Here is a 21,041-nt window from a genome sequence, read left to right as displayed (position 1 = left end):
AGTGAGGGTGATACCAAACATCGCTAACTATACTCAATCCTGACTCGTCTTTCCCTTCATGACTCATATTAGATCCATGACAAGAACTGGTGTTGGTATTCGGACGGCTCAAGCCCGTGCTGAGCGATTGGTTGGACAAATTCATATTTATGATGGAGCGGGAAAAGGGAAGTCCCAGGCGGCTTTGGGGGTAGTCTTACGATCGATTGGCTTGGGCATTCATACCGGAACCCAAACCCGTGTATTATTGTTGCGTTTTTTGAAGGGGCCGGGGCGTACCTATGATGAGGATGCAGCGATCGAAGCCCTGCGGCGCGGCTTTCCCCATTTGATCGATCAGGTGCGGACGGGACGGGCGGAGTTTTTTGGGGCAGAAGAAATTACCCGATTTGACCGGATGGAAGCCCAGCGCGGTTGGGATGTGGCCAAGGGGGCGATCGCTTCTGGGCTGTATTCGGTCGTCGTTCTGGATGAACTGAATCCGGTGCTGGATTTGGGCTTGCTGCCGGTAGAGGAGGTGGTGCAAACCCTGAAGCGGAAGACGGAAGATCTGGAAATTATTGCCACAGGACGAGGGGCCCCCAGGCGTTGCTAGACATTGCAGATCTCCATTCAGAGATGAAACCGCAGCATCATCCCAATGCCCTGGCCCACGGGATTGAAGGGATTGAGATTTATACGGGGGATGGGAAGGGAAAATCGACGAGTGCGCTGGGAAAGGCACTGCAAGCCCTGGGCAAAGGTATCAGTCAGGATAAGTCTCACCGGGTATTGATCATGCAGTGGTTGAAGGGAGGCAATGGCTATACCGAAGATGATGCGATCTCTGCGTTGCGGCAAAGTTATCCCAATCTGGTCGATCATCAACGCTGCGGCCGAGATGCGATCGTCTGGCGCGGTCAGCAGCAGGAGTTGGACTATGTGGAGGCGGAACGAGGCTGGGAGATTGCCAGGGCCGCCATTGCGTCGGGGATGTACAAAACGATTATTCTGGATGAGCTAAACCCAACGGTGGATCTGGAACTATTGCCCCAGGAGCCGATCGTCCATGCGCTGCTCCGCAAACCCCGCGATACGGAAGTAATTATCACCGGACGCTGCAAACATCAACCCGCCTACTTTGACCTGGCCAGCATTCACTCAGAGGTTTACTGCCATAAGCACTACGCGGAGAAGGGGGTGGATTTGAAGCGGGGTGTAGATTTTTAAAAGAAATCGGGGAGCCAGGGAGATGGGCCGGCGAAAATCTGAGTGGCAGCATTGATGGCCGATTCAGTCCCATCCAAAAACCCGATCGCCTGAAGTTGTGAAGGTGTAAACAATCCACTGTAGAGGGGGGAAAGTCCGCGAATGGAAAGCTTCATGTCCCCTCGCCCTCCTGAACTCACTTCTCCCTGTCCCTGGGATACCGTCAGGATGAACTTGCCAGTGTTAATGGGAAGCAGATCGTCTTGAATCTCCAGATGGAGTTCTGCTGCAACCCCGATCGGATAGCCGCGCTTTTCCAGGGCCGATCGCACGTTGATAATTCGCATCAGCCAGCGATCGGAGTCTTTCATTTCCGGAGATTGTTCCGGCAAGAGGAGCGTCAATGGATCCAGTAATGCCCCTCGCCAGCGAACCTTGTCAATCATGGAGCGATGATCCGCCAGCAATGTCCAGAGGGTTCGTCCAGCCGGAGCCGATAGGATGGCCCAATCCTGCACCCGAAGAATGGTTTCCCCTGCCGAGCGATGCTGTTGAAAGATCAGATAGCCTTGAGGCTGGTCAGGCTCACCAATCTGGTAAGCATAAAGCGGTTCTGAGCCAGTTGTTTCTAAAATTTCTTGCCAGAGGAGAGGAGAGCGATCGAGGTTGCCATTGGTGCGCTGGGCATAGTGTTGCTGAAGCACCTTAAAGGACTCTGCCTCGATGGGTTCAATGGGGTAAATGGGCAGCGATCGATCGGTGATTTGAATTTCAGCCATCCGCACTGACCAGGAATTGCGTGTTCCGGCCTGCTCATAGCCCGCTTTGCGATACAGCCGTTGGGTAGCTGGATAAAGGACGGACAGCGGCATTTCCTGTTCGGAGAGTTCGCAGAGCATCTGCTGCATCAGGGTAATCGCCACGCCGGTTCCTCGATACTCTGGCGAAACGCCCACCGAGGCAACTCCAGTCATGGGCACCCGCTTCCCCTGCCACCATTGCCCCAGGGGAATCAGGGCCAGACTTCCGGCTACCCTTGTCCCCTGCCGCACCACACGAAAGTTTTCTTGACCAATGCGATCGAAGTATACCTGCCCGCGATCGAGGCTGCTGACGAAACATTGCGCTTCAACTTTGATAACTTGCTGGGCTTCATCCGGTTGCAGCACACCATATTCCAGAAAGGCTGTCATAAAAAATTAGGAGAGTGCAGAATTTTTCTAACTTAGGCGAGAACGATCGCAGTTTGCTTCACCCCATCGGGCATTTCAACAAAAAAGAGGAGGACGAAGCCCCCTCTGAATCACAAGGTCAAAGCCAGGTAAACCAATCTGCCTCAGGCAAACCGATGCAATTCATCCTCAAGCTGATGCAGGAGCTGTTCATCGCCCCGTGCTTTTGCCACATCAATTCGGTGCTGTAGCCGTTGCCGAATTGTTTCTTGATGGACTCTTTGGGCATCTTCTGGCAGGAGCCTGCGACGAACCTGAGTCGCTAGGGGCAGGGGAACAGCTTTTCCAGCGAGGGCTGTAACCCGACGAGTACCGGGAGCGATCGGCTGGATTTCTCCGGTTTCCGTCGTTTGGTAAGATACCCCACGATACTTGAGGGTAGAAACGGCTTGCGGTACGGGGATATGTCTGAGATAGGACAAATGATATTGCTGCCCCCGGAACTTAACGGGGATGCCGCTGTCTACCATATCCACGGGAGTCGGCTGATAAGAATAGGACGTACCACGATATGAGAGTTTCATAACATCTGCTCCTGAATGCGCTGGATTTAAAGGGAGGTAAATATTGCGTTTCTTCGGTGCCAACCTAATGCTGCTAACCTACTTCCGTCCTGAGGGGCCCCTTCCTAGCGCAGAGAGCACCCAAGCAGGATAAACGAATCGATTTCTTTCTGTATCTTATTTTACTGTTTTTCAGATTGATTTGTAAATTTAGCAATCTTAATAATCCCGGATTCAAGGGAGCCAGGGAACAGAGTCCGCTGACCTAAGATGGCTGAACGGGATGCTATTAGGGGCTTTGACTGAATCTTGTATCTATGGGTAGATTCTCAAACAGGGAATCTTTCCTCCTCAGATAGAGGTACTTCTTATCAGCTTTCCATAACATACCCTGTAAACACACTTAATGTTGCTGGTACGAGGTATTTTTATGAGTGATAAGAGAACAGAGCCAGACACCTACGATCGTGGGATTGTGCCTGCTGAGACGGCTGCTCGGAAGGAACGAGAAGGCGGACAATATAAGCAGGTTCCTGAAGAGAATGCAGGCGATAGCATTGATACGTCAGGTGGCTACAGCGTAGATAAGGAAGGTCTGGTCAATAACTTTGCGATCGAACCGGAAATGTACGTTAATGAGCCGGGTGACCTGCGCGAGAAAGAGGAAGCGTTGAAGGCCGAACGTGAACAGGAATACGATGAGGTCAAAGACACCGACAAGACGGGCGAGTTGACGATGGAGGAAGACGATCGCGGCAAGGGAACCGGCATTATCTAAGCTCAACCGGTTTGAAGCTGTTCGGATGAGATTCGAGTTGCATTCGGGTCATATTCGTAAATAAAAAAGCTCCCCGATTTCCTCAGGAGATCGGGGATTTGCGTTAAAAACCTGTTGGATGAGTTGGGTGTATCCCACTTTTGCATTTGCGTGATAGATTGCATTTGCGTGATAGATAGTTCCCTGACAGACAAGATGCCTGCGCTACGGAAATCGATCAATTTGCATCAATGGGATGCTCCCGATGAGTTGGGGTTAGGAGCAGGGATTAAATAACCTCGGCAATTAGCCTGCTTCGTGAATTGGGCGGGCAAGATGCCCACCCCACAAGAATTTCAGATGATTAAATTCGCAGTCTTTAAGCAGCGTGCTGACGATACCAGTCGATCGTGTTTTTCAATCCTTGGCGGAAATCGACTTCAGCGGTAAAGCCAAAGGCCGCTTTCGCCCGTTGAGTGTCCAAACAACGCCGGGGCTGACCATTGGGTTTATCCGTTTCCCAGATAATATCGCCCTCAAACCCCATCAACTCACAGATCAACTCGATCAGGTCTTTAATCGAGATTTCGTAGCCCGTGCCCAGGTTGACCGGTTCCGGATCGCTGTAGAACTGAGTTCCCATCACAATCCCCCTGGCGGCATCGGTGGAGTAGAGAAATTCGCGGGTCGGACTGCCATCGCCCCAGACTGGAATCTCCTTGTCGCCGCGCTGCTGCGCCTCGTAGACCTTGCGAATCAGTGCCGGAATCACATGGGAACTGCGGGGATCAAAATTATCCTCTGGGCCATAGAGGTTCACCGGCAGCAGATAAATCCCATCAAAGCCGTACTGCTGGCGGTAGGACTGAAGCTGCACCAGCAACGCCTTCTTGGCAATCCCGTAGGGCGCGTTGGTCTCTTCTGGGTAGCCATTCCACAGGTCATCTTCCTTAAAGGGAACCGGGGTGAACTTGGGATAGGCGCAGATTGTACCAACACAGACAAACTTCTTGATGCCGGACTGATAAGCCGCGTGGATCAACTGCGTCCCCATCATCAAGTTGTCGTAGAACAACTCAGCGGGCTTTTCCCGGTTTAAGCCAATCCCGCCCACATGGGCAGCGAGATGGATCACAATATCCTGCTGGTCTACAGCCCGCTGACAGTTTTCCATCAAGCGCAGATCACAATCCTGCGATCGGGGGGTGGTAATCTTGTGGGGATCTGCTCCGGCTTTGCAGAGTTGGTCAACCACCTGGCGACCCAGAAACCCGGCTCCACCGGTGACAAGAATCCGCTGATGGTTCAGCGATAAATCAGTTGAGGTCATGATTTCACTTCACTTACTTCTGGAGGAACTGAGGAGAGTGGATTGGGCATCCGACTAAAACGACAGGCTGCCCACGCTGGGACGAATTGTGGCGTGATCGGGCGCGGCATTGGAAATGTTGCCATTAAGGGGAATCAAGCCCAGTGCCTTCAGGTCTGCCTCCACCATGATCTGCACCAGTTGTTCAAAGGTAACCGAAGGCTCCCAACCCAGCTTCTCCTTGGCTTTGGCTGGATCGCCGATCAGCAACTCCACTTCCGCCGGACGCAGATACCGTTCATCAAACTCAACATAATCCTGCCAATCCAGGTTGACGTAGCCAAAGGCTAGATCCAAGAACTCACGCACGGAGTAGGTTTCTCCGGTTGCCACGACATAATCATCCGGCGTTTCCTGCTGAAGCATCAGCCACATGGCGCGGACATAGTCCTTGGCATAGCCCCAGTCCCGCTTGGAGTCGAGGTTGCCCATAAACAGCTTTTTCTGCTGTCCTGCCACAATCCGGGCCACAGCTCTGGTGATTTTGCGGGTGACAAAGGTTTCACCCCGACGCGGCGACTCGTGGTTAAACAAGATGCCGTTGCAGGCAAACATGCCGTAGGATTCGCGGTAGTTGACGGTTTGCCAGTGACCATAGACCTTGGCGCAGGCGTAGGGACTGCGGGGGTAGAAGGGGGTGGTTTCCTTCTGGGGTACTTCCTGAACCTTGCCAAACATCTCTGAGGAGCCAGCTTGATAGAAGCGAACTTCAATGCCGGTGCGATGGCGGTAGTCGCGGATGGCTTCTAACAGGCGCAGGGTGCCCATGCCCACGCTGTCAACGGTGTATTCGGGAGCATCAAAGCTGACGCGAACGTGGGATTGCGCACCCAGGTTATAGATTTCGACGGGTTTAACTTCTTCTAGAATGCGGCGAAGCGTGGTGCCATCGGTGAGATCGCCATAGTGCAGGAAGAGTTTAGCGGTTTCTTTATGAGGATCTTCGTAGATGTGGTCGATGCGATCGGTATTAAAGGTGGAAGTGCGGCGAATGATGCCATGAACTTCGTACCCCTTCTCTAGCAGAAGCTCACTCAAGTAAGAGCCATCTTGCCCTGTAATCCCTGTAATTAGCGCGCATTTCCGTTGTGTCATCTTGGATTATCCTTAATCAAACGTAGGTGAAACGGCAAAAAGCCTATTTTTCAGTATCTAGAGAACTTTTGCCAAAATCGGCCAGTTCGGTTGATGCACAAACTTTGCCGAGTCTCAACTGATAGCGTTCCCAAAATAACGCTAATGTACACTGGACTGGGAAGGTCAGTTTAGTTTAGTCAATGTGAATTCAAATTGAACTCCCATCAGTTGATTGAACACCACCCTCAGTAGATTTACCAAATTCAGGGCAAATATCCGCAGATTTCTCTACAAAAATCATAAGAATCGGCTAAGAAAAGGATGAAGATTGTGTGTTTAAAAGTGGGTTTAAACAAGTCCAGTAACCTGATTCAGACTTTTCTGAAGTGATCTCGATCGCTTTCCATCCCTGATTTTTGATCTGAATCATTCTACTGCTTTGGCTCCCGATTGGTTTTGAAGACCAGACCATCAAAATACCACCGCAGCAGCGGCGCAAGTAAACTATGCAACCAGGACAGTAAAGACATTTCTAATCCAGGAGCGATCGTAAAATCTTTGCGCTGAATGCCCCTAAGAATCACTCGCGCCACATCCTCCGGTTGCCAGGTTTTGGCACTGCCTGTAATCCGTTGGGTTTCGATCGGCTTGGTTTGATTCTCGGCGAGCAGTTGGGGCGTATCCGTGTCGGGAGGATAGACGATCGACAGGTGAATGCCCGATGCTTTTAATTCACCCCGCAAGGACTCTGCTAATCCCCGCAGGGCAAACTTACTGGGGCTATAAGGGGTATAGCCATAGATCCCGACTAATCCGGCTCCAGAGGAAATTAGCACGATATGTCCCTGCCGCCGCTGCTCCATTGCAGGTAAAACGGCTTTAATGGCGTAGAGGGAGCCAAAGTAATTGACTGCCATGGTGCGTTCAAAGACTTCGATCGGCAATTCTCGGAAGTAGCCAGAGTGGGCCATTCCGGCTGCAACAATTAGAAGATGGGGAGTGCCCTGCTGACGGATTGCTGTCTGAATCGCCTGTTCGATTTGTTGGGCGTTGGTGATATCAGCGGCGATCGAGATAACACGCTGGTCTGGATCAATTCTGGCTGACTCAATTTCAGCTTTGGCCGCTTCCAGGGTCGTGACCGTTCGGGCAATGATGGACAGATGGGCCCCGGACTGGGCAAGCTGTTGGGCCGTTGCTTTGCCAATGCCGCTAGACCCACCAACAATCATGGCGTGGTGATGGTAGAAGGGTGCGATCGTTGATTTAGATTTTCGCCATATCATTGGCTTTGCCATTTTGGATTTTGGATTTCAGGAATACGAATTGAATCATTTGAAATTCTTGTGGGGTGGGCATCTTGCCCGCCCATTCAACAAAGAAAAACGTTGCAGGTTATTTAATCCATGATCCTTAGATTTTAGATTTTAGAGTTTCTTTTTCGGCAATTTGTGCTTCCCAAATGTTAATTAAGTTCTTCACGGCGGTATCCCAACTATAATCTGCAATGCATTCTCGACCGTTCTTCCCCATCATCTGCCGCTGTTCTGGATTTTGGATCAACGTTTGTAACTTCGTGACAAAATCCCTTTGATCTTTTGGGGTAAACAAAAAGCCATTCCAGCCATCTCGAATATTCTCAACCACACCCCCTGCTCGTGGTGCGATCACCGGAATCCCTGAGGCAAAGGCTTCTAATACAGTCAACCCTCTGGTTTCTTTCTCTGAGGTGGTGACATGAACATCGCTATTGGCCAGCAGGGCAGGGACTTCATCGGGAGGCACCCGCCCCAATAAATGCACCTGGGGCACAAACTGACTCAACCGTTGCTCAATTTCATCGCGCAGTTCACCATCTCCCGCAATCAGTAGAGAAATGGCTTTCCGATCGACCTGCTGCACCACCTGAGCAAAGGCATTCATGGTGAAACGCCAGCCTTTATCGGGAGTCAGTCGTCCCAAAAACACCAGCTTCACGGTGCGATCGACCTGGGGTAAGTTGTAGTTGCGTTTAAAGAAACCTGCCTGCCGCAAATCAGGATGAAACTGGTCAGTATCGCAGCCCAGGAGTAGTGCATAGTGAGTATTTTTAATTCCCATATGCACCAGCTTCTCGTGGGTAATGGGACTTGCTACCAGGGTCAGATCGTAGGCATTGTATATTTTGACAATGAGCTGCTTCAGGAATGCTTTCAGAGGGGTAAGGACGATCGGCGGTAAGGGGAAAAAATCTTCAACGTATTCCATAAAGTTGGTTCTAAAAAAGCCAATGCAGGGAATACCAGATTTCCTAGCAAACTGGACTCCAGGAATATGCAGAAACCCAACAAACATTCTTTCCGGTTCATCCACATGAATCAGATCAGGAGAGAATTTTTGCAATTCCTGAATCAAAATGGAGTACGCTGTTCTGCTGACATTGCGCTCAAACTCTACCCCCATAAATGAACCGCTGGGCAGATTCACTACCGTCACCCCCGGCAGAATTTCCCCTGTATAATCTTTCCAATTGGGATAGATAGCTTCTAGCGGTCGATAATCGGGGCAAAATACCCGCACCTGATGACCCCACTGGCTTAATCTTTGCAACCGCTGGAGGGCACTAACCGTTACACCGTCCACAACGGGCAGAAAACCAGAGGTGAGAATGGCGATCTTCATGATTGAAACCCTCCCTTTTTCAGATCTAACGCGCCAAATAAGCTAGCTGAAGGCAAACCTGGAGACTCTCCCAATACATGCGCTGGCGATCGATGAAGGAATTGGATTTCATCTGGGCCGCGGCTATGTGTTCCTCAGAAATACCATAGCTTGCCTGCATGGCTTGAATCACCTGGACGATCTGTTTGCCCAGTGCGCCTCGTTGCTGAAGCCAGTTGAGCCGATCGACTGTTCCCATGAGCAGCAGCGATCGAATCCTTTGATAGTTTTGCCTGAGTATCTGATGATCTTTTTGTTTCACCGGATGATCCCAATTAGCCGCTACGGTTGCTTGCTTGGTTAATACAGCCAACCGATGTCCCACAGGCACAATCTCGACCGTAAAGCTATTGGGGTAAACGGCCAGCCAATTTTTCACGATCGCCTGTTCGCTGGTACGCCGATAATCATCTAAAATCACCACTCCACCGATCGCCAGTTGATCATACACTTGATACAGGCAGGCTTCCCGTCCTCGCAGCGTGTAAAATGCCGGGCCATCAATAATCACGCAATCGATCGTTAAGTCATTCCAGCTAGTTGTAGGAGTGTAGGAGAGAATTTCTCCAGAACCATAGGTTTGGAAGGACAACGGTTGGTGTAGCAAGGTGAGATTGGATTGGGTAAATTGGCAGGGTGTTAGTAATGTCTTTGCCAGTGTTTGAGTTTGCTCAAAACAGAAGCGATCGCTTTCGATTGAAAATACCTGGGCATCAGGAAAAGTATTGGCTAACCGAATCGAACTTTTACCACTACCAAATTCCACCAGGGTTTTGAGATGGGGCACTTTCTGATGCACGATCGCCATCATTTTGGTAAAGGCGGCTTCCCCCATACTCCAGGGGGCATCCAGGTTCAGGTGTTCTCGTTCTGGGATGTTAAGGATCATGGATTAAAACCTGTGCAACGGTTTACTTCGCTGACTGGGCGGGCAAGATGCCCACCCCACAAGAATTTCCAGATAATTAAAATTGCATTCCTAACCATACGCTGCTCCTGCCTGACGCTGCTGGGCGAATGCTTGGGTTACGGTATCAACGGTGGTGCAAATTTGCTCTGGGCTGTGGGTGCAGCTAATGAAGAATCGCAGTCGGGCGGTTCCGTTGGGCACAGCGGGAAATCCCATCGGCTGAACATTGATTCCTCGATCGAACAAGGTTTGAGATAGCTTCATGCATTCCATTGAATCGCCGACAATCACGGGCACCACGGCTGAATGCTGACTTTTTCCGGTATCCAGGCCTCGCTGCTGCGCCAACTGCAGGAAAAGCTGCGATCGATCGGCCAGGGTTTTAACTCGCTCTGGTTCTGCCTCCAGCAAGCGAATGGCGGCCAGGGCCGCGGCAGCATTGGCAGGGGAGAGTCCTACACTGTAGACAAATCCGGGTGCGCTGTACTTCAGGTGTTCCACCACCGCTGCACATCCGGCAATGTAGCCGCCACAACTGGCAAAGGATTTGCTCAACGTTCCCATCCACAAATCCACTGCTCTGGGGTCAACCCCAAAAAATTCACTAATGCCCCGTCCTCGTGCTCCCAGAACCCCCATTGAATGGGCTTCATCCACCATGAGCACCGCTTTGTGCTGTCGCTTCACCGCAATAAACTGGGGCAAATCTGGAATATCCCCATCCATGCTGTACACTCCCTCAATTACGATCAACACCCGTCGATAGCGATGCCGTCGCTCATGTAACATTCGATCGAGGGCTTGCCAGTCGTTGTGGGGAAAGGCAACGATACTGGCACCAGACAGCATACAACCTTGCAGAATACTATTATGGCTGAGGGCATCGTGCAAAATCAGGTCATTTTTGCCGAATAAGTGGCTGATGGTCGTGACGTTCGTGGCATGACCCCCTACATAGGTAATCGCATCCTCTACGCCGATCCAATCAGCGATCGCCTGTTCCAATTCTCGATGCAGCGGTTTTTCCCCTGAAGCAATCCGACTGGCGGAAACAGACGTGCCATAGCGATCGATCGCGTCCTTCGCGGCTGCCGAGACGATTGGATCACCGGACATTCCCAGGTAATTGTAGGTGGAAAAATTAATCAATTCCCGTCCGTCAACCTGGGTTATATCCTTGGCAATGCCCTCATGCACCATGAAGTAGGGATTGCGGATGCCTAATGCGTCTAACGTTTCCTGTTGCTGTTGCAGTTGGCAATATTCGGGGTAGCGATCGAACTGATATTGTTCCGGCGGAATGTCATCTGCTTTTGTCTGAAGGTTAGATTCAGGATTGTTAAATTCAGGATTATTAGATTCAGGACTATTAGATTCAGAGCCGTTTAATGCATTCTCCCAATCTTCTAGTTCACCTGCCAGATACAGCGATAGGGCTTCGATCGTTGGATATTCCCATAGTAAGGTGGGATCCAGCCGCCGCTCTAAAAAGTTCTCCAGTTCTCCCGATAAATTGATTGCTTCAATGGAGTTTAAACCATAGTCAATAAACTCAGCCTGAACATCAATCTCCCCAGGGGCAACATTCAGTCGTTCCGCCAGTTTTTGGATTAACCACTGTTGAAGAACCGCTGTTTGAGAAGCCTGAGCCGTACTATCAGGTTGAATCGGATCACCACCTGCGATCGCAAGGTTCCGAATCGTTTGATTGCTAAGGTGATCCTGACATTTCATACGTTGCTCCTGCTTAGACATGAATGGGTATCTCGATTTCCGTTAGATTTTGTTTGAGGAAAAGATCTCGGCAAGCATGGCGTTGGATTTTGCCGCTCGATGTTTTGGGAATCGTGCCTGGCTTTAGCAATACAACCGAACTGACCTGCAAATCATGCTGTTTTAGTACCGATCGCCGGATTGCTTGAGTAATGTCTTTTACATTAGGTTGTGAGCTGTTTTTAGCAGTTTGAGGATGACCGGATGTGCGACTAAAATACCGGCGATCGACTTCTGCCAATACAATTAGCTGTTCTGTGTTATGCAAGTCCACCGAAAAGGCAGCACAGCAAGTTGGGCGAATCGCCTCAGAACACAGCTCTACCGTGGTTTCAATATCCTGAGGATAGTAATTATGTCCATTAATAATAATCACATCCTTCAAGCGACCCGTGACAAATAACTCACCCTGATCTAAAAATCCTAAATCGCCTGTTCGCAAAAATGGGCCTTCCCCCGTATCTGCCAGGTAAGCGTGAAAGTCTCGCTTTGTGGCCTCTAAATTTCCCCAGTAGCCTTTCGCAACGCTATCACCCGCGACCCAAATTTCCCCAACTTGGTTTGCCGCACAGCGGCTCAGGGTTTCTGGATGGACAATCACAATTTGTTGATCACGCAGGGTTTTCCCACAGCTTACTAGGGTTCGGATTTGGAGAGAAGTCCCATGAGAGTTATCCTGATCGGTGGCATTCTCTACTGGAGGATGAGCTGCATGATCAGTTGTATGAGCAATCCCATGATTAGTTATATGATCAGGTGCATGATCATCTGCGTTCGCTGGAATGACTTGATGCTGTGCCAATCCCGTTGCCTGCACCGTCTTCAGCACAGGTTCATCCGTATGCAATCCACCAGACACCATCAACGTTGCCTCTGCCATCCCGTAGGATGGGAAAAAGGTCGATCGCCGAAAGCCACAGGGAGCAAAGGTTGCAGTGAACCGCTCCAGCGTTTCAGGGCGAATGGGTTCCGCTGCGTTTAAAGCCACCGTCCAACTGCTCAAATCCAGTCCCGATCGCTGTTCTGACGTAATTTTACGAACACAAAAATCATAGGCAAAGTTTGGCCCACCGCTTGTCGTGGCCCGATAGTGGGAGATCGCCCGCAGCCAGCGAATTGGACTTTGCAAAAACACCAGCGGCGACATTAACGTGACGGGAAAACCGGCGTAGACCGATTGCAGCACTCCCCCCACCAGTCCCATATCATGGTAAAGCGGCAACCACAACACACCAATGCTGTCCGCACTGTGACCAAAATACTCATAGATCAAGTCCAGGTTGTACAGCAAATTGCGGTGGGTGATCATTGCTCCCTTAGGGGCAGCCGTTGAGCCAGAGGTGTACTGAAGAAAGGCCAGCGCATCTGGGTTGAAGATAGGAGGTTGCCAGTCTTGCGCCAGGGTGTTGGGAATTGCATCAGTGGCAAACCAGTGTAAATTCTGAAGTTCTGGGGCTGCTTGCTCTAAGGTTTGAGCTAATTGCCGCTTTAAACTCGTCAGCGTAGTAGACACGGTTAACGCGATCGAGGCCTGGGCATCGGCAGCAATGGACTGAAGCCGTTGGAGCGATCGATTCGGACGAGGGGGGTAGGCGGGAACGGCAATCACCCCAGCATACAGACAGCCAAAGAAGGCCGCAATATACTCCAAGCTGGGAGGAAACAGCAGCAAGACGCGATCGCCTGGCTGAGTGCGGGTTTGTAGTTGGGCCGCAATTGCCCTGGCCGCTGGTCTAACTCAAAATAGGTCAACCGCCCGGATTCTGTCTCTCCATCCTGGAGGAAGATAAATGCCGTGCGATCGGCCTGATTTTGCCCTCGATCGTGCAAGATATCCGCAATGGTTTCAAGTCGCAATTTGACAGTCATTCAATCCTCACCCTTTTCATCCAGTCAGGCAACCCACTGATGGAACTGATTCGCCTTTTGTCTAACCCGTTGTCCCGCCCTTTATCTAACCCTTTGTTTACCAATCGGCTTAACAATCGGTTTAATTAAATTCTGCTAGGGTTCTTCACCCTCGGAATCTACCAAAGGTTGAAGGGCTTGACGCTGATCGACCTCATCCCGCCGCCATTCCCCAACAACATCCAACTGTCCATCCAGCCATTGCTCCCGGCAGGCATGGCGTTTCACCTTCCCGCTAGACGTTTTTGGTAACTGCCCCGGTTTGAGCAATACGACCGCAAACACATCGACACCATGCTGCACCGCAATCATCTGCCGAATCGCCAAAATCACGGCATCCCCATCCAGGGTGCGCAACGCCCTGCGATCGACCTCCTGGGCTACCACCAACTGCTCTTCCCCATTCAGCTCCAGAGAAAAGGCAGCGCTTGCCCCAGATTGTAGTGCCGGATGGCTGTGCTCGACCGTTTGTTCAATGTTGTGGGGATAATGATTCCGTCCCCAGATGATGATAATGTCCTTCCGACGACCCGTAACAAACAGTTCCCCATCCTGCAAAAATCCCAAATCGCCCGTCCGGAAAAGGGGCCCGCTCCGGTATCGGCTCGATAGGCATGAAACGCCTGTTCAGATTCCGTCAGCCGATTCCAGTAGCCCTTGCCCAGGCTGGGGCTGTCCAACCAGATTTCGCCTACCTGCCCCTCTCCACAGCCCGTGAAGGACTCAGGATCAACGATCGCCACTGTCTGTCCATGCTCCACCCGCCCACAACTGACGATCGATCGAGTTGCGGCAGATGGCTCTGCTTCTACCACCTGTCCCTGCTCTAGGGCAGCTCGGTCTACGGACAAAATCGTCGGTTCTATCGCCTTGTCCCCTCCAGAAAAGAAAGAGGTGGTTTCTGCCATGCCATAGCACGGATAAAAAGCCGATCGCCGAAAACCGCAAGATGCAAAGGTTTCAGTAAAACGCCCCAGGGTTTCTGCCCGCACAGGTTCGGCCCCGTTAAAGGCGACTTTCCAACTGCTCAGATCGAGTTGCGATCGCTGTTCTGGGGAAATCCGCTGACAGGCCACCTCATAGGCAAAATTTGGCCCACCGCTCGTTGTCGCCCGGTAGCGGGAAATGGCTTGCAACCAGCGAACGGGCTTCTGAATCAAAGCTCCTGGTGGAATCAGCACCACCGGACACCCACCATAAATCGGTTGGATCACCCCCCCAATCAGCCCCATATCATGATGCAACGGTAGCCAGATCACCCCTCGACTTGCCGCCGAGTGCCCAAAACTGCGGTAAATCATGGCGGAGTTGTGCAAAATATTCTGGTGCGTCACCATTACGCCCTTAGGCTGTCCGGTGGAGCCAGAGGTGTATTGGATATAGGCCAGGGTGTCATCGGTGACCGAAGGTTCCTGCCAGGCTGTTGTAGGCTCAGAAAGGCGATCGGTGGCAACCCAGCGTAAGGATGTCAGAGGTGGATGTTGGCTGATCCAGGGTTCAATCCGTGTCAGGAGAGAATCTACCGTCAGAGCCAGGGTTGCCTGAGAATCGGCGACAAATTGCTGGAGCTTGTCCAACGGTTGGTGGGGGCGAGGGGCATAGGTGGGAACGGCAACCACCCCTGCATAGAGGCAGCCAAAAAAGGCAGCAATATACTCCAGCGTGGCAGAGAACGGATAGAGCAACAAGGCTCGACTGCCAGGGTGACCGATCGATCGCAAATGGACTGCAATCTGCTGGGCCTGCTGGTCTAACTCCCGATAGGTCAACCGATCGGTTTCCGTCTCACCATCCGCCAGAAACGTAAACCCGATGCGATCGGGCTGCTTCAAAGCGCGGTGACGTAACAGTTCAATTAAAGTCGCAGATTGCTCCACTGCCAGTTGGGCATCCGCTGAATGGACATAACCAGACATATACCTGTTAGCCATATCTTCATTCAACAAATATAGTGCGTTATTCATCGAATGAATTAAATGTTCAACCCTTTTCAGGAACCTTGACTCTCCGACTCCGTCCTTTTTTGACTCCCCTTCCTCTGTTTCTATTCCTGATTTAAACCTTTTTTAATAATTAGATTGTTTTTTTGAAAGACTTGATATATAAGGTGTACAGCTTTTGTCGATCGCTATTCGCAGAATAAACAGGGTGAAGTCAGCAGTTGCTACCGCCATAGAAAAATCAGAGCAGGTGTACTTCAGAACACATTCAGGCTTAATATAATTCACTCTGTAGATAGAGTATTTAAAAAATAGTTCGTTACAAAAAAGCTGGCATGAGGCAAATCAGGTCGGGTGAGTGTATTCAAATTGCAGAAACCCCGGACATAGCGATTCATGTCTAGATCCATGTCCAGGGTATGAGGGTAGAACACTTGGGGTAGGAACGCAGAGATAGGTGGATAGGTCAACCACGGGACTCACTCACAAATCGCCGTACGCCATCACCCTGCATCAACCCTTATTACTTCGCGCCCATTTCCACCACTACACTGCGCGTCAGGTTAATGCGTTGCTCAAAGTTCAACTTCTTGACCTGATTCACGAACTCTTTTGTTTCAGAAGGTAATTGATAGTCTGAGGGCAGTTGGACGATCGCTCCTTTTTCCATTCCTTGAGCTAATCGCAGCCAGAGGAATATTTTGCCGCTAGAACTCAAAGCACTGTAGGCTTTGCTAATGTCGGTATTGGCACAGGTTGCGATATCCCGCTGGGCTTGCAGTTGCTCCTCTTTTGAACCAGCTTTAATCCGATCGAACAGAGCTTCACCCGTATCCTCGGTGGAGGAAGTGGGTGTAGGCTGGAGCTGCTCCTTAATGTCAAGATAACCATACCAAAGCAGGGCAAGCTGCGTATCAACATCAAACCGTTGAAATTGCTCAAATGCTTTCTGAGTTGTTTTGTCAGTAGTGTACGTCATACAATTCTCCTGATCGAGTCAAAGTCTATTCCCGCGACTGAACTGAACACAAGAAAACACTCTTTCAAACTAGAGTTCCTGTATTTTTCCCAGATCAGTGCTGAAACCTGAGTATGAGAAGTTCTCATCCGTATACAAAAGTTAACCAATAACGTCGATTTTCTGGCTCTACTTCAGGGCGTGGATCTAGATTGTCCCTTTTGACAGATGAAAGTCGGGGCAGGAGGCGGGTTGTGTTCCTGATTACAAAATGTAACGAATGGGTGAAATGACCGCAGGTTTCAATCTGCTTTCTCCGCACTGGATGACCCCAAAGATTAAGGGGAGCATGTCATGTTTGCAAGTCTAACCCTCATCCCCTAACCCCTTCTCCCAGGCGGGGAGAAGGGGAACCGGATCGAAGTCCCTCGCCCTTCGGGAGAGGGATTTAGGGTGAGGGCGACAAAAGTGACATGCTCCCAAGATTAAGTTTCCCCCCGGTTTGAGCCGATCGCAGATTTAGCATCCTAAAATTTTGGTATTTTCTAACCTTCATTTGCCTGCTTGTCCCCTCAAAATTCTGGCTCTACTGATCTCCACATCAAGCTATTTGGGGAATTTTGCCTGATCGCCAATGGACTGCCCGTCGCTGGGGTCAATTCAGAGCGGTTACAGGCACTACTGGCCTTCCTTTTGCTGCATCGAAATACGCCACAACCCCGACAGCAAGTAGCCGTACAGCTCTGGCCCGATGTCACCGATGCCGATGCTAAAGCTAACCTGCGCCGACGACTCCATGAATTAAAACAGTTAATGCCTGAGTCCGATCGCTGGTTGCGGATTGAACCCAAAACGGTGCAGTGGGTGCAAAACTCGGATTGCTTTCTGGATATTGCTGCCTTTGAAGCAGCGATCGCCTCGACTCATCCCACCCAATCCGCTCTGGAACAGGCAGCCAGGCTCTATCAAGGGGATTTGCTTCCCAGTTGTTATGATGACTGGATTGTGCCCTACCGTGACCAACTGCGGCAACAGGCGATCGCGGGTTTGGAAATGCTGATTACCTTGCTGACCCAGGAAAATCACACCCGGCCAGCGATTCACTACGCCCAACAGTTGCAGCGAATTGACCCGCTCTATGAACCGGCTTATTGCCATCTAATGCGCCTCCATGCCCAGGAAGGCGATCGGGCCGGTGCTTTGCGAGTGTATCACCAATGTATGACGGTGCTGCAAGAAGAGTTGGGGGTGAATCCCAGTCCCACCACCTGCAAGCTGTACGAGGAACTGTTGACCCTGGAGGATGCCCTTCCCCCTGCAAGCTGTGCCGCTGCCGCCCAAACCCGTTTTCCTGCGCCCGTTCCCCCCCTTCCTGAAATCACCATTCATCCGCCCCGCCCCCCTTTGGATATCCCCCTCACCGGACGGGAAACGGAATGGGCTGTGGTTCAGCAATGGATGCTTAACTGCCGCGATCGCACTCATACTCGGCTGCTACTGGTGATGGGAGAACCTGGCATTGGCAAAACTCGGCTGCTGGAAGAATTAGCCCATGAAATGCAGGCGATCGGCGGACATGTTCTCTGGGGGAGAGGGTTTGAGGCAGAAATGCTGCGGCCCTACGGAGCCTGGGTTGATGCGTTTCAGACGATCGGAGCGACGGACTTTTTAAAAGAGTTAAGGGCATTGGTGCTGAATGCTGACCTCTCCGCCAACTTAAACCGGGGACGATTGTTTGATCTGGCGACCCAGTTCATGGCGCAGTTGGGGGAGACGGCTCCAGTGTTGGTGGTGCTGGATGATATTCAGTGGCTGGATGAAACCTCGATCGCCTTCCTGCATTACGTGTCGCGCCTCCTGAGTCATGCAATCCCAATCGGGTTTGCCTGTGCTGCCCGCAAAAAAGAGATTGAAACGAACCGTCCAGCTTTTAAATTCATTCAGGCCCTCCATCGAGAACAGCGGCTGCAAACCCTGGAACTGGCTCCCCTCGATCGGCAACAGACGGTGGACTTAGCCCAATCGGTTGACAGTCAATACGCTGAACCTGCACTAGACTACGACCAGGTTTTTACCAACAGTGGCGGCAATCCTCTGTTTATTCTGGAAATGATTCGGCCCAATCTCCCGCAGCCCGTGTTTCGTCGGGAACGCTGGAAATGCTGATTCAAGGTCGTTTAGCCCAACTGGATGATGCAACGCGAGATCTCGTTTCCTGGGCAGCGGCATTGGGACATAGTTTTAATCCAACGACGCTAGCCCGGGTGATGGACTGGTCGCTACCGCGTTTATTAACGGCGATCGATCAGCTGGAACAGTATGGCATGATTCGGCCCAGCAGCTCGATCGAAGGGGAAATTTTCTACGACTTTGCCCACGATATTGTCCGACAGGTGGCCTATCAGCAGTTTTCCGACCCGCGCCGCTGCCTCATTCACACCCACATTGCCCGGGCATTGAATCCGATCGCCACTCCCACCAGCCATCTGATCAACGATGTGGCTCATCACGCTGCTCTGGGGAACGATCACGAATTAGCAGCATCAGCTTCTTTGATGGCGGCTGAACGCTGTTTGCGACTGTTTGCCTATGCTGAAGCGGCTGAATTGGCCCAGCGGGGAATGCGTCACTGTCAGTCGTTGGAGCCGATCCAACGGGTACGATCGCAGCTAAATTTGCTGAAGGTGTTGGTCAAAGCAGGTGTGCCTAAAGCTGAGGCAGCACCATTCCAACAGCAGATCCAGCAATTGATCCAGGCAGCCGTTGCACTGAAGCTCAAGGATGAAGAGGCAACTGGTTTAGAGGCTTTGATTGTGCTGAACTACGATCATGGCAACCTGCGCGCCGTTCATCAGCATTCCCTGCGAGCGGCCGAACAGGGACGCACGGCCAGCCCAGCCACCACGATGTATATGCTGGCCCATACGGGAGCCTGTTTAGCAGAAATTGGCCGGGAAATGACCCGCGCCGAAGCTCTGTTATTGGAAGCCCAATCGATCGCCGATCGCCTGGGGTTGGATACAATCGATATCCCCTTTGGGTTGGGCTGTGTGCGTCGCTATCAGGGGCAACTGGAGGAGGCGCGATCGTTGCTGGGTCAGGGTTGGCTGATGGCGCAACTGTCTCAGGATCACTGGCGAGAATGTGCATGTTTGATGAATCTGGTGATGTTGGAACTGGAACGCGGATCGCCTGACCTGGCTCTGGATTATTGCCGCGAACTGCTCCATGTTTCAGCGCAAATGGGAGAAGGGAGTGAGGCACCCCATGCGGCAGCCCTGAATGCAGTGACTCAATATTTATTGCAGGAAGAGGATGATCTGGAACAGGCTACGGTGTTGTTGGAGCAGTCACGCCAGGATCTGATTCAGATCGATTCTCCCCGCGTCCTGTCCTACATTCAGACGATCGCCGGACAGTGGGATTTGCAACAGGGGCATCTTCTCCAAGCTGTGACCCGGGCCGAGGAAGCTCTAGAAGCAGCTCAGATGGTAGATAATCCCAGCGAAATTGCCCTGGCGTGGTCAATTATCATCCAGGCCAGCCACCAGAGGGGCAACCTAGCCTGTGCCCAACGCCATCACCGCGAACTACAAGCCAAGCTCAAGAATCAGCCCTTGAGTGCTCGTGCCCAGAAAGCCTTGGCGCATCTAGAGCAGTTATTGATTCAGTCAGATCTACTGGAGGCTCCCCCATGAAACTCGTTGCTTTGGAGCGAACCCACTCACCTCCGCTCCCTGGAACGATGACCTACGACAACTGGATGCAGCACAATCATGCGATCGACTCCTGCCTGGAAGTCCGCCACGTTGATTGGCTGTGTTCCCTGGTGTCATCAACTGGCGATCGCTCGATTTGCCTGTTTGATGCACCCTACGCCGAGTCATTGCGGGAAGCTTGCCGCCAGGCCCGCATGCCCTTTCAGCGCGTCTGGACAGCCGAGCGAGCGTCAGCAAAAGTTCCTCCGTTTCCCCAGTGCTTCCCCCAACACGCTACGTTGATTATTGTTGAGAGCCATTACAACGCACCCATTACCCCGGAGGACGATCAGGCAACCCAACAACAAATGCAGGCAGACCTGGAGGAGTTAAACATTCAGCGTGTTTCCGTCCTGGCGTTGGATAGAACCCATGCGGTCGGTTTGTTTGCCACTGCCAATGTCGAGGAGGTGCGATCGCTCTATCGCAGAGCCAAAATTCCTGTTCAATACATCTGGCAAGGTACGCTGATCCAGCCCATTTCCTGATCTGTCTGGGGTTCCCTACAGAATTATGAACTTCCAGCGTACTCCGCTAGAGGTTTTAGTGCTCTGAGATCAGAATGTGTTGTCACCCCCTTATTGTGCTAATCTTCAAATACTTATATCGGTTCTGGTGGGGAGCAGCCATCAGACGCAAGGGGGAAAGTGCAGTGCAAATCTGCCGCTGTCCCGCAGCTGTAAGGAGAGGTGCAACTCTCTGAGTCAGAATGCCCACCGATTTGTCAACCCGTTACATAAACATCTGCGAGGTACGGATGATGGCTAACTTAGCTTTTAAACGATTCATTGAGCTTAGGGCAATTTCTCTTGAGTGAATTTGTAGCGTCGTCACTTGAATTTGCCAGCTTGTAGAAAATCAGCTCTGTTCAGGCATCCGTTTTTGGAGGTCACCCATTGAACGGCGACTATGGTAGATCTTTTGGAGAGTACTGAATTCTACCTGGTGAATATTGTGTTGCACGACTC

17 protein-coding genes, 1 pseudogene and 2 riboswitches are annotated in these 21,041 nt (G+C 51.4%); of the genes and pseudogenes, 5 read left to right on the top strand and 13 right to left on the bottom strand.

Annotated features, from left to right (window positions below; all coding sequences use genetic code 11):
- The first annotated feature begins 76 nt into the window (after positions 1-76).
- A pseudogene (locus ACM1PF_RS15480) lies at positions 77-1,209 on the top strand (cob(I)yrinic acid a,c-diamide adenosyltransferase).
- On the opposite strand, the gene ACM1PF_RS15475 reads toward ACM1PF_RS15480, so the two are convergent.
- Both ACM1PF_RS15475 and ACM1PF_RS15470 read right to left on the bottom strand, forming a co-directional pair.
- Positions 1,206-2,381, bottom strand: coding sequence for a GNAT family N-acetyltransferase (locus tag ACM1PF_RS15475; RefSeq protein ID WP_416676153.1), 1,176 nt, complete (start codon positions 2,379-2,381; stop codon positions 1,206-1,208). The pseudogene ACM1PF_RS15480 and the gene ACM1PF_RS15475 overlap by 4 nt on opposite strands.
- 143 nt (positions 2,382-2,524) lie before the next feature.
- A complete protein-coding gene (locus ACM1PF_RS15470) occupies positions 2,525-2,944 on the bottom strand; it encodes a DUF4278 domain-containing protein (protein ID WP_416676151.1) in 420 nt (139 codons plus the stop codon).
- A gap of 42 nt (positions 2,945-2,986) precedes the next feature.
- Positions 2,987-3,082: riboswitch (Glutamine riboswitch) on the bottom strand.
- A gap of 271 nt (positions 3,083-3,353) precedes the next feature.
- Between ACM1PF_RS15470 and ACM1PF_RS15465 the strand changes: the two genes are divergently transcribed.
- Positions 3,354-3,701 carry a hypothetical protein gene (locus ACM1PF_RS15465; RefSeq protein ID WP_416676149.1) on the top strand — a complete coding sequence of 116 codons (348 nt, stop codon included), beginning with the start codon at positions 3,354-3,356 and terminating at the stop codon, positions 3,699-3,701.
- A 358-nt stretch (positions 3,702-4,059) separates the two neighbouring features.
- Here the strand turns inward: ACM1PF_RS15465 and ACM1PF_RS15460 are convergent, their stop codons facing one another.
- The 11 genes from ACM1PF_RS15460 to ACM1PF_RS15410 form a co-directional block, all read right to left on the bottom strand.
- Positions 4,060-5,010 (bottom strand): GDP-L-fucose synthase family protein, encoded by a 951-nt coding sequence (locus tag ACM1PF_RS15460; RefSeq protein WP_416676146.1) that lies wholly within the window; start codon positions 5,008-5,010, stop codon positions 4,060-4,062.
- A gap of 54 nt (positions 5,011-5,064) precedes the next feature.
- Positions 5,065-6,144, bottom strand: coding sequence for a GDP-mannose 4,6-dehydratase (gmd, locus tag ACM1PF_RS15455; protein WP_416676143.1), 1,080 nt, complete (start codon positions 6,142-6,144; stop codon positions 5,065-5,067).
- 413 nt (positions 6,145-6,557) lie between these two features.
- Positions 6,558-7,424, bottom strand: a complete 867-nt coding sequence (locus tag ACM1PF_RS15450; RefSeq protein ID WP_416676140.1) for an SDR family oxidoreductase — start codon at positions 7,422-7,424, stop codon at positions 6,558-6,560.
- 115 nt (positions 7,425-7,539) lie between these two features.
- Entirely contained in the window at positions 7,540-8,787 is a 1,248-nt protein-coding gene (locus tag ACM1PF_RS15445; RefSeq protein ID WP_416676137.1) for a glycosyltransferase, read from the bottom strand.
- 25 nt (positions 8,788-8,812) lie between these two features.
- Positions 8,813-9,715, bottom strand: coding sequence for a hypothetical protein (locus ACM1PF_RS15440; RefSeq protein ID WP_416676135.1), 903 nt, complete (start codon positions 9,713-9,715; stop codon positions 8,813-8,815).
- A gap of 90 nt (positions 9,716-9,805) precedes the next feature.
- Positions 9,806-11,470: an aminotransferase class I/II-fold pyridoxal phosphate-dependent enzyme gene (locus ACM1PF_RS15435; RefSeq protein WP_416676132.1), complete on the bottom strand. Its 1,665-nt coding sequence runs from the start codon at positions 11,468-11,470 to the stop codon at positions 9,806-9,808.
- A gap of 13 nt (positions 11,471-11,483) precedes the next feature.
- On the bottom strand, positions 11,484-13,181 hold the full coding sequence (locus tag ACM1PF_RS15430) for a fatty acyl-AMP ligase (protein ID WP_416676129.1): 1,698 nt from the start codon (positions 13,179-13,181) through the stop codon (positions 11,484-11,486).
- Positions 13,115-13,378 (bottom strand): hypothetical protein, encoded by a 264-nt coding sequence (locus ACM1PF_RS15425; RefSeq protein ID WP_416676126.1) that lies wholly within the window; start codon positions 13,376-13,378, stop codon positions 13,115-13,117. The genes ACM1PF_RS15430 and ACM1PF_RS15425 overlap by 67 nt, the downstream gene beginning before the upstream one ends.
- A 135-nt stretch (positions 13,379-13,513) precedes the next feature.
- Positions 13,514-13,804, bottom strand: a complete 291-nt coding sequence (locus ACM1PF_RS15420) for a hypothetical protein (protein ID WP_416676125.1) — start codon at positions 13,802-13,804, stop codon at positions 13,514-13,516.
- 17 nt (positions 13,805-13,821) lie between these two features.
- On the bottom strand, positions 13,822-15,381 hold the full coding sequence (locus ACM1PF_RS15415; RefSeq protein ID WP_416676122.1) for a fatty acyl-AMP ligase: 1,560 nt from the start codon (positions 15,379-15,381) through the stop codon (positions 13,822-13,824).
- Positions 15,382-15,880: 499 nt separating this feature from the next.
- Positions 15,881-16,336: an orange carotenoid protein N-terminal domain-containing protein gene (locus ACM1PF_RS15410; RefSeq protein WP_416676120.1), complete on the bottom strand. Its 456-nt coding sequence runs from the start codon at positions 16,334-16,336 to the stop codon at positions 15,881-15,883.
- Between the two features lie 543 nt (positions 16,337-16,879).
- Here ACM1PF_RS15410 and ACM1PF_RS15405 point away from each other — a divergent pair.
- Genes ACM1PF_RS15405 through ACM1PF_RS15395 form a run of 3 tightly spaced genes read left to right on the top strand, consistent with a single transcriptional unit; the run spans position 16,880 to position 20,561 of the window.
- Positions 16,880-18,481: a BTAD domain-containing putative transcriptional regulator gene (locus tag ACM1PF_RS15405; RefSeq protein WP_416676117.1), complete on the top strand. Its 1,602-nt coding sequence runs from the start codon at positions 16,880-16,882 to the stop codon at positions 18,479-18,481.
- A complete protein-coding gene (locus ACM1PF_RS15400) occupies positions 18,475-20,013 on the top strand; it encodes a hypothetical protein (RefSeq protein WP_416676114.1) in 1,539 nt (512 codons plus the stop codon). The genes ACM1PF_RS15405 and ACM1PF_RS15400 overlap by 7 nt, the downstream gene beginning before the upstream one ends.
- Entirely contained in the window at positions 20,010-20,561 is a 552-nt protein-coding gene (locus ACM1PF_RS15395) for a nickel-binding protein (RefSeq protein ID WP_416676111.1), read from the top strand. The genes ACM1PF_RS15400 and ACM1PF_RS15395 overlap by 4 nt, the downstream gene beginning before the upstream one ends.
- Positions 20,562-20,663: 102 nt before the next feature.
- Positions 20,664-20,809: riboswitch (cobalamin riboswitch) on the top strand.
- Positions 20,810-21,041: the final 232 nt, after the last annotated feature.

Origin of the sequence: Egbenema bharatensis FJBBOT/2019 (genome assembly GCF_048077055.1) — a bacterium.
Taxonomy (GTDB): Bacteria; Cyanobacteriota; Cyanobacteriia; order Elainellales; family Elainellaceae; genus Egbenema; species Egbenema bharatensis.
This window is presented reverse-complemented; position numbering and strand designations above follow the sequence as displayed.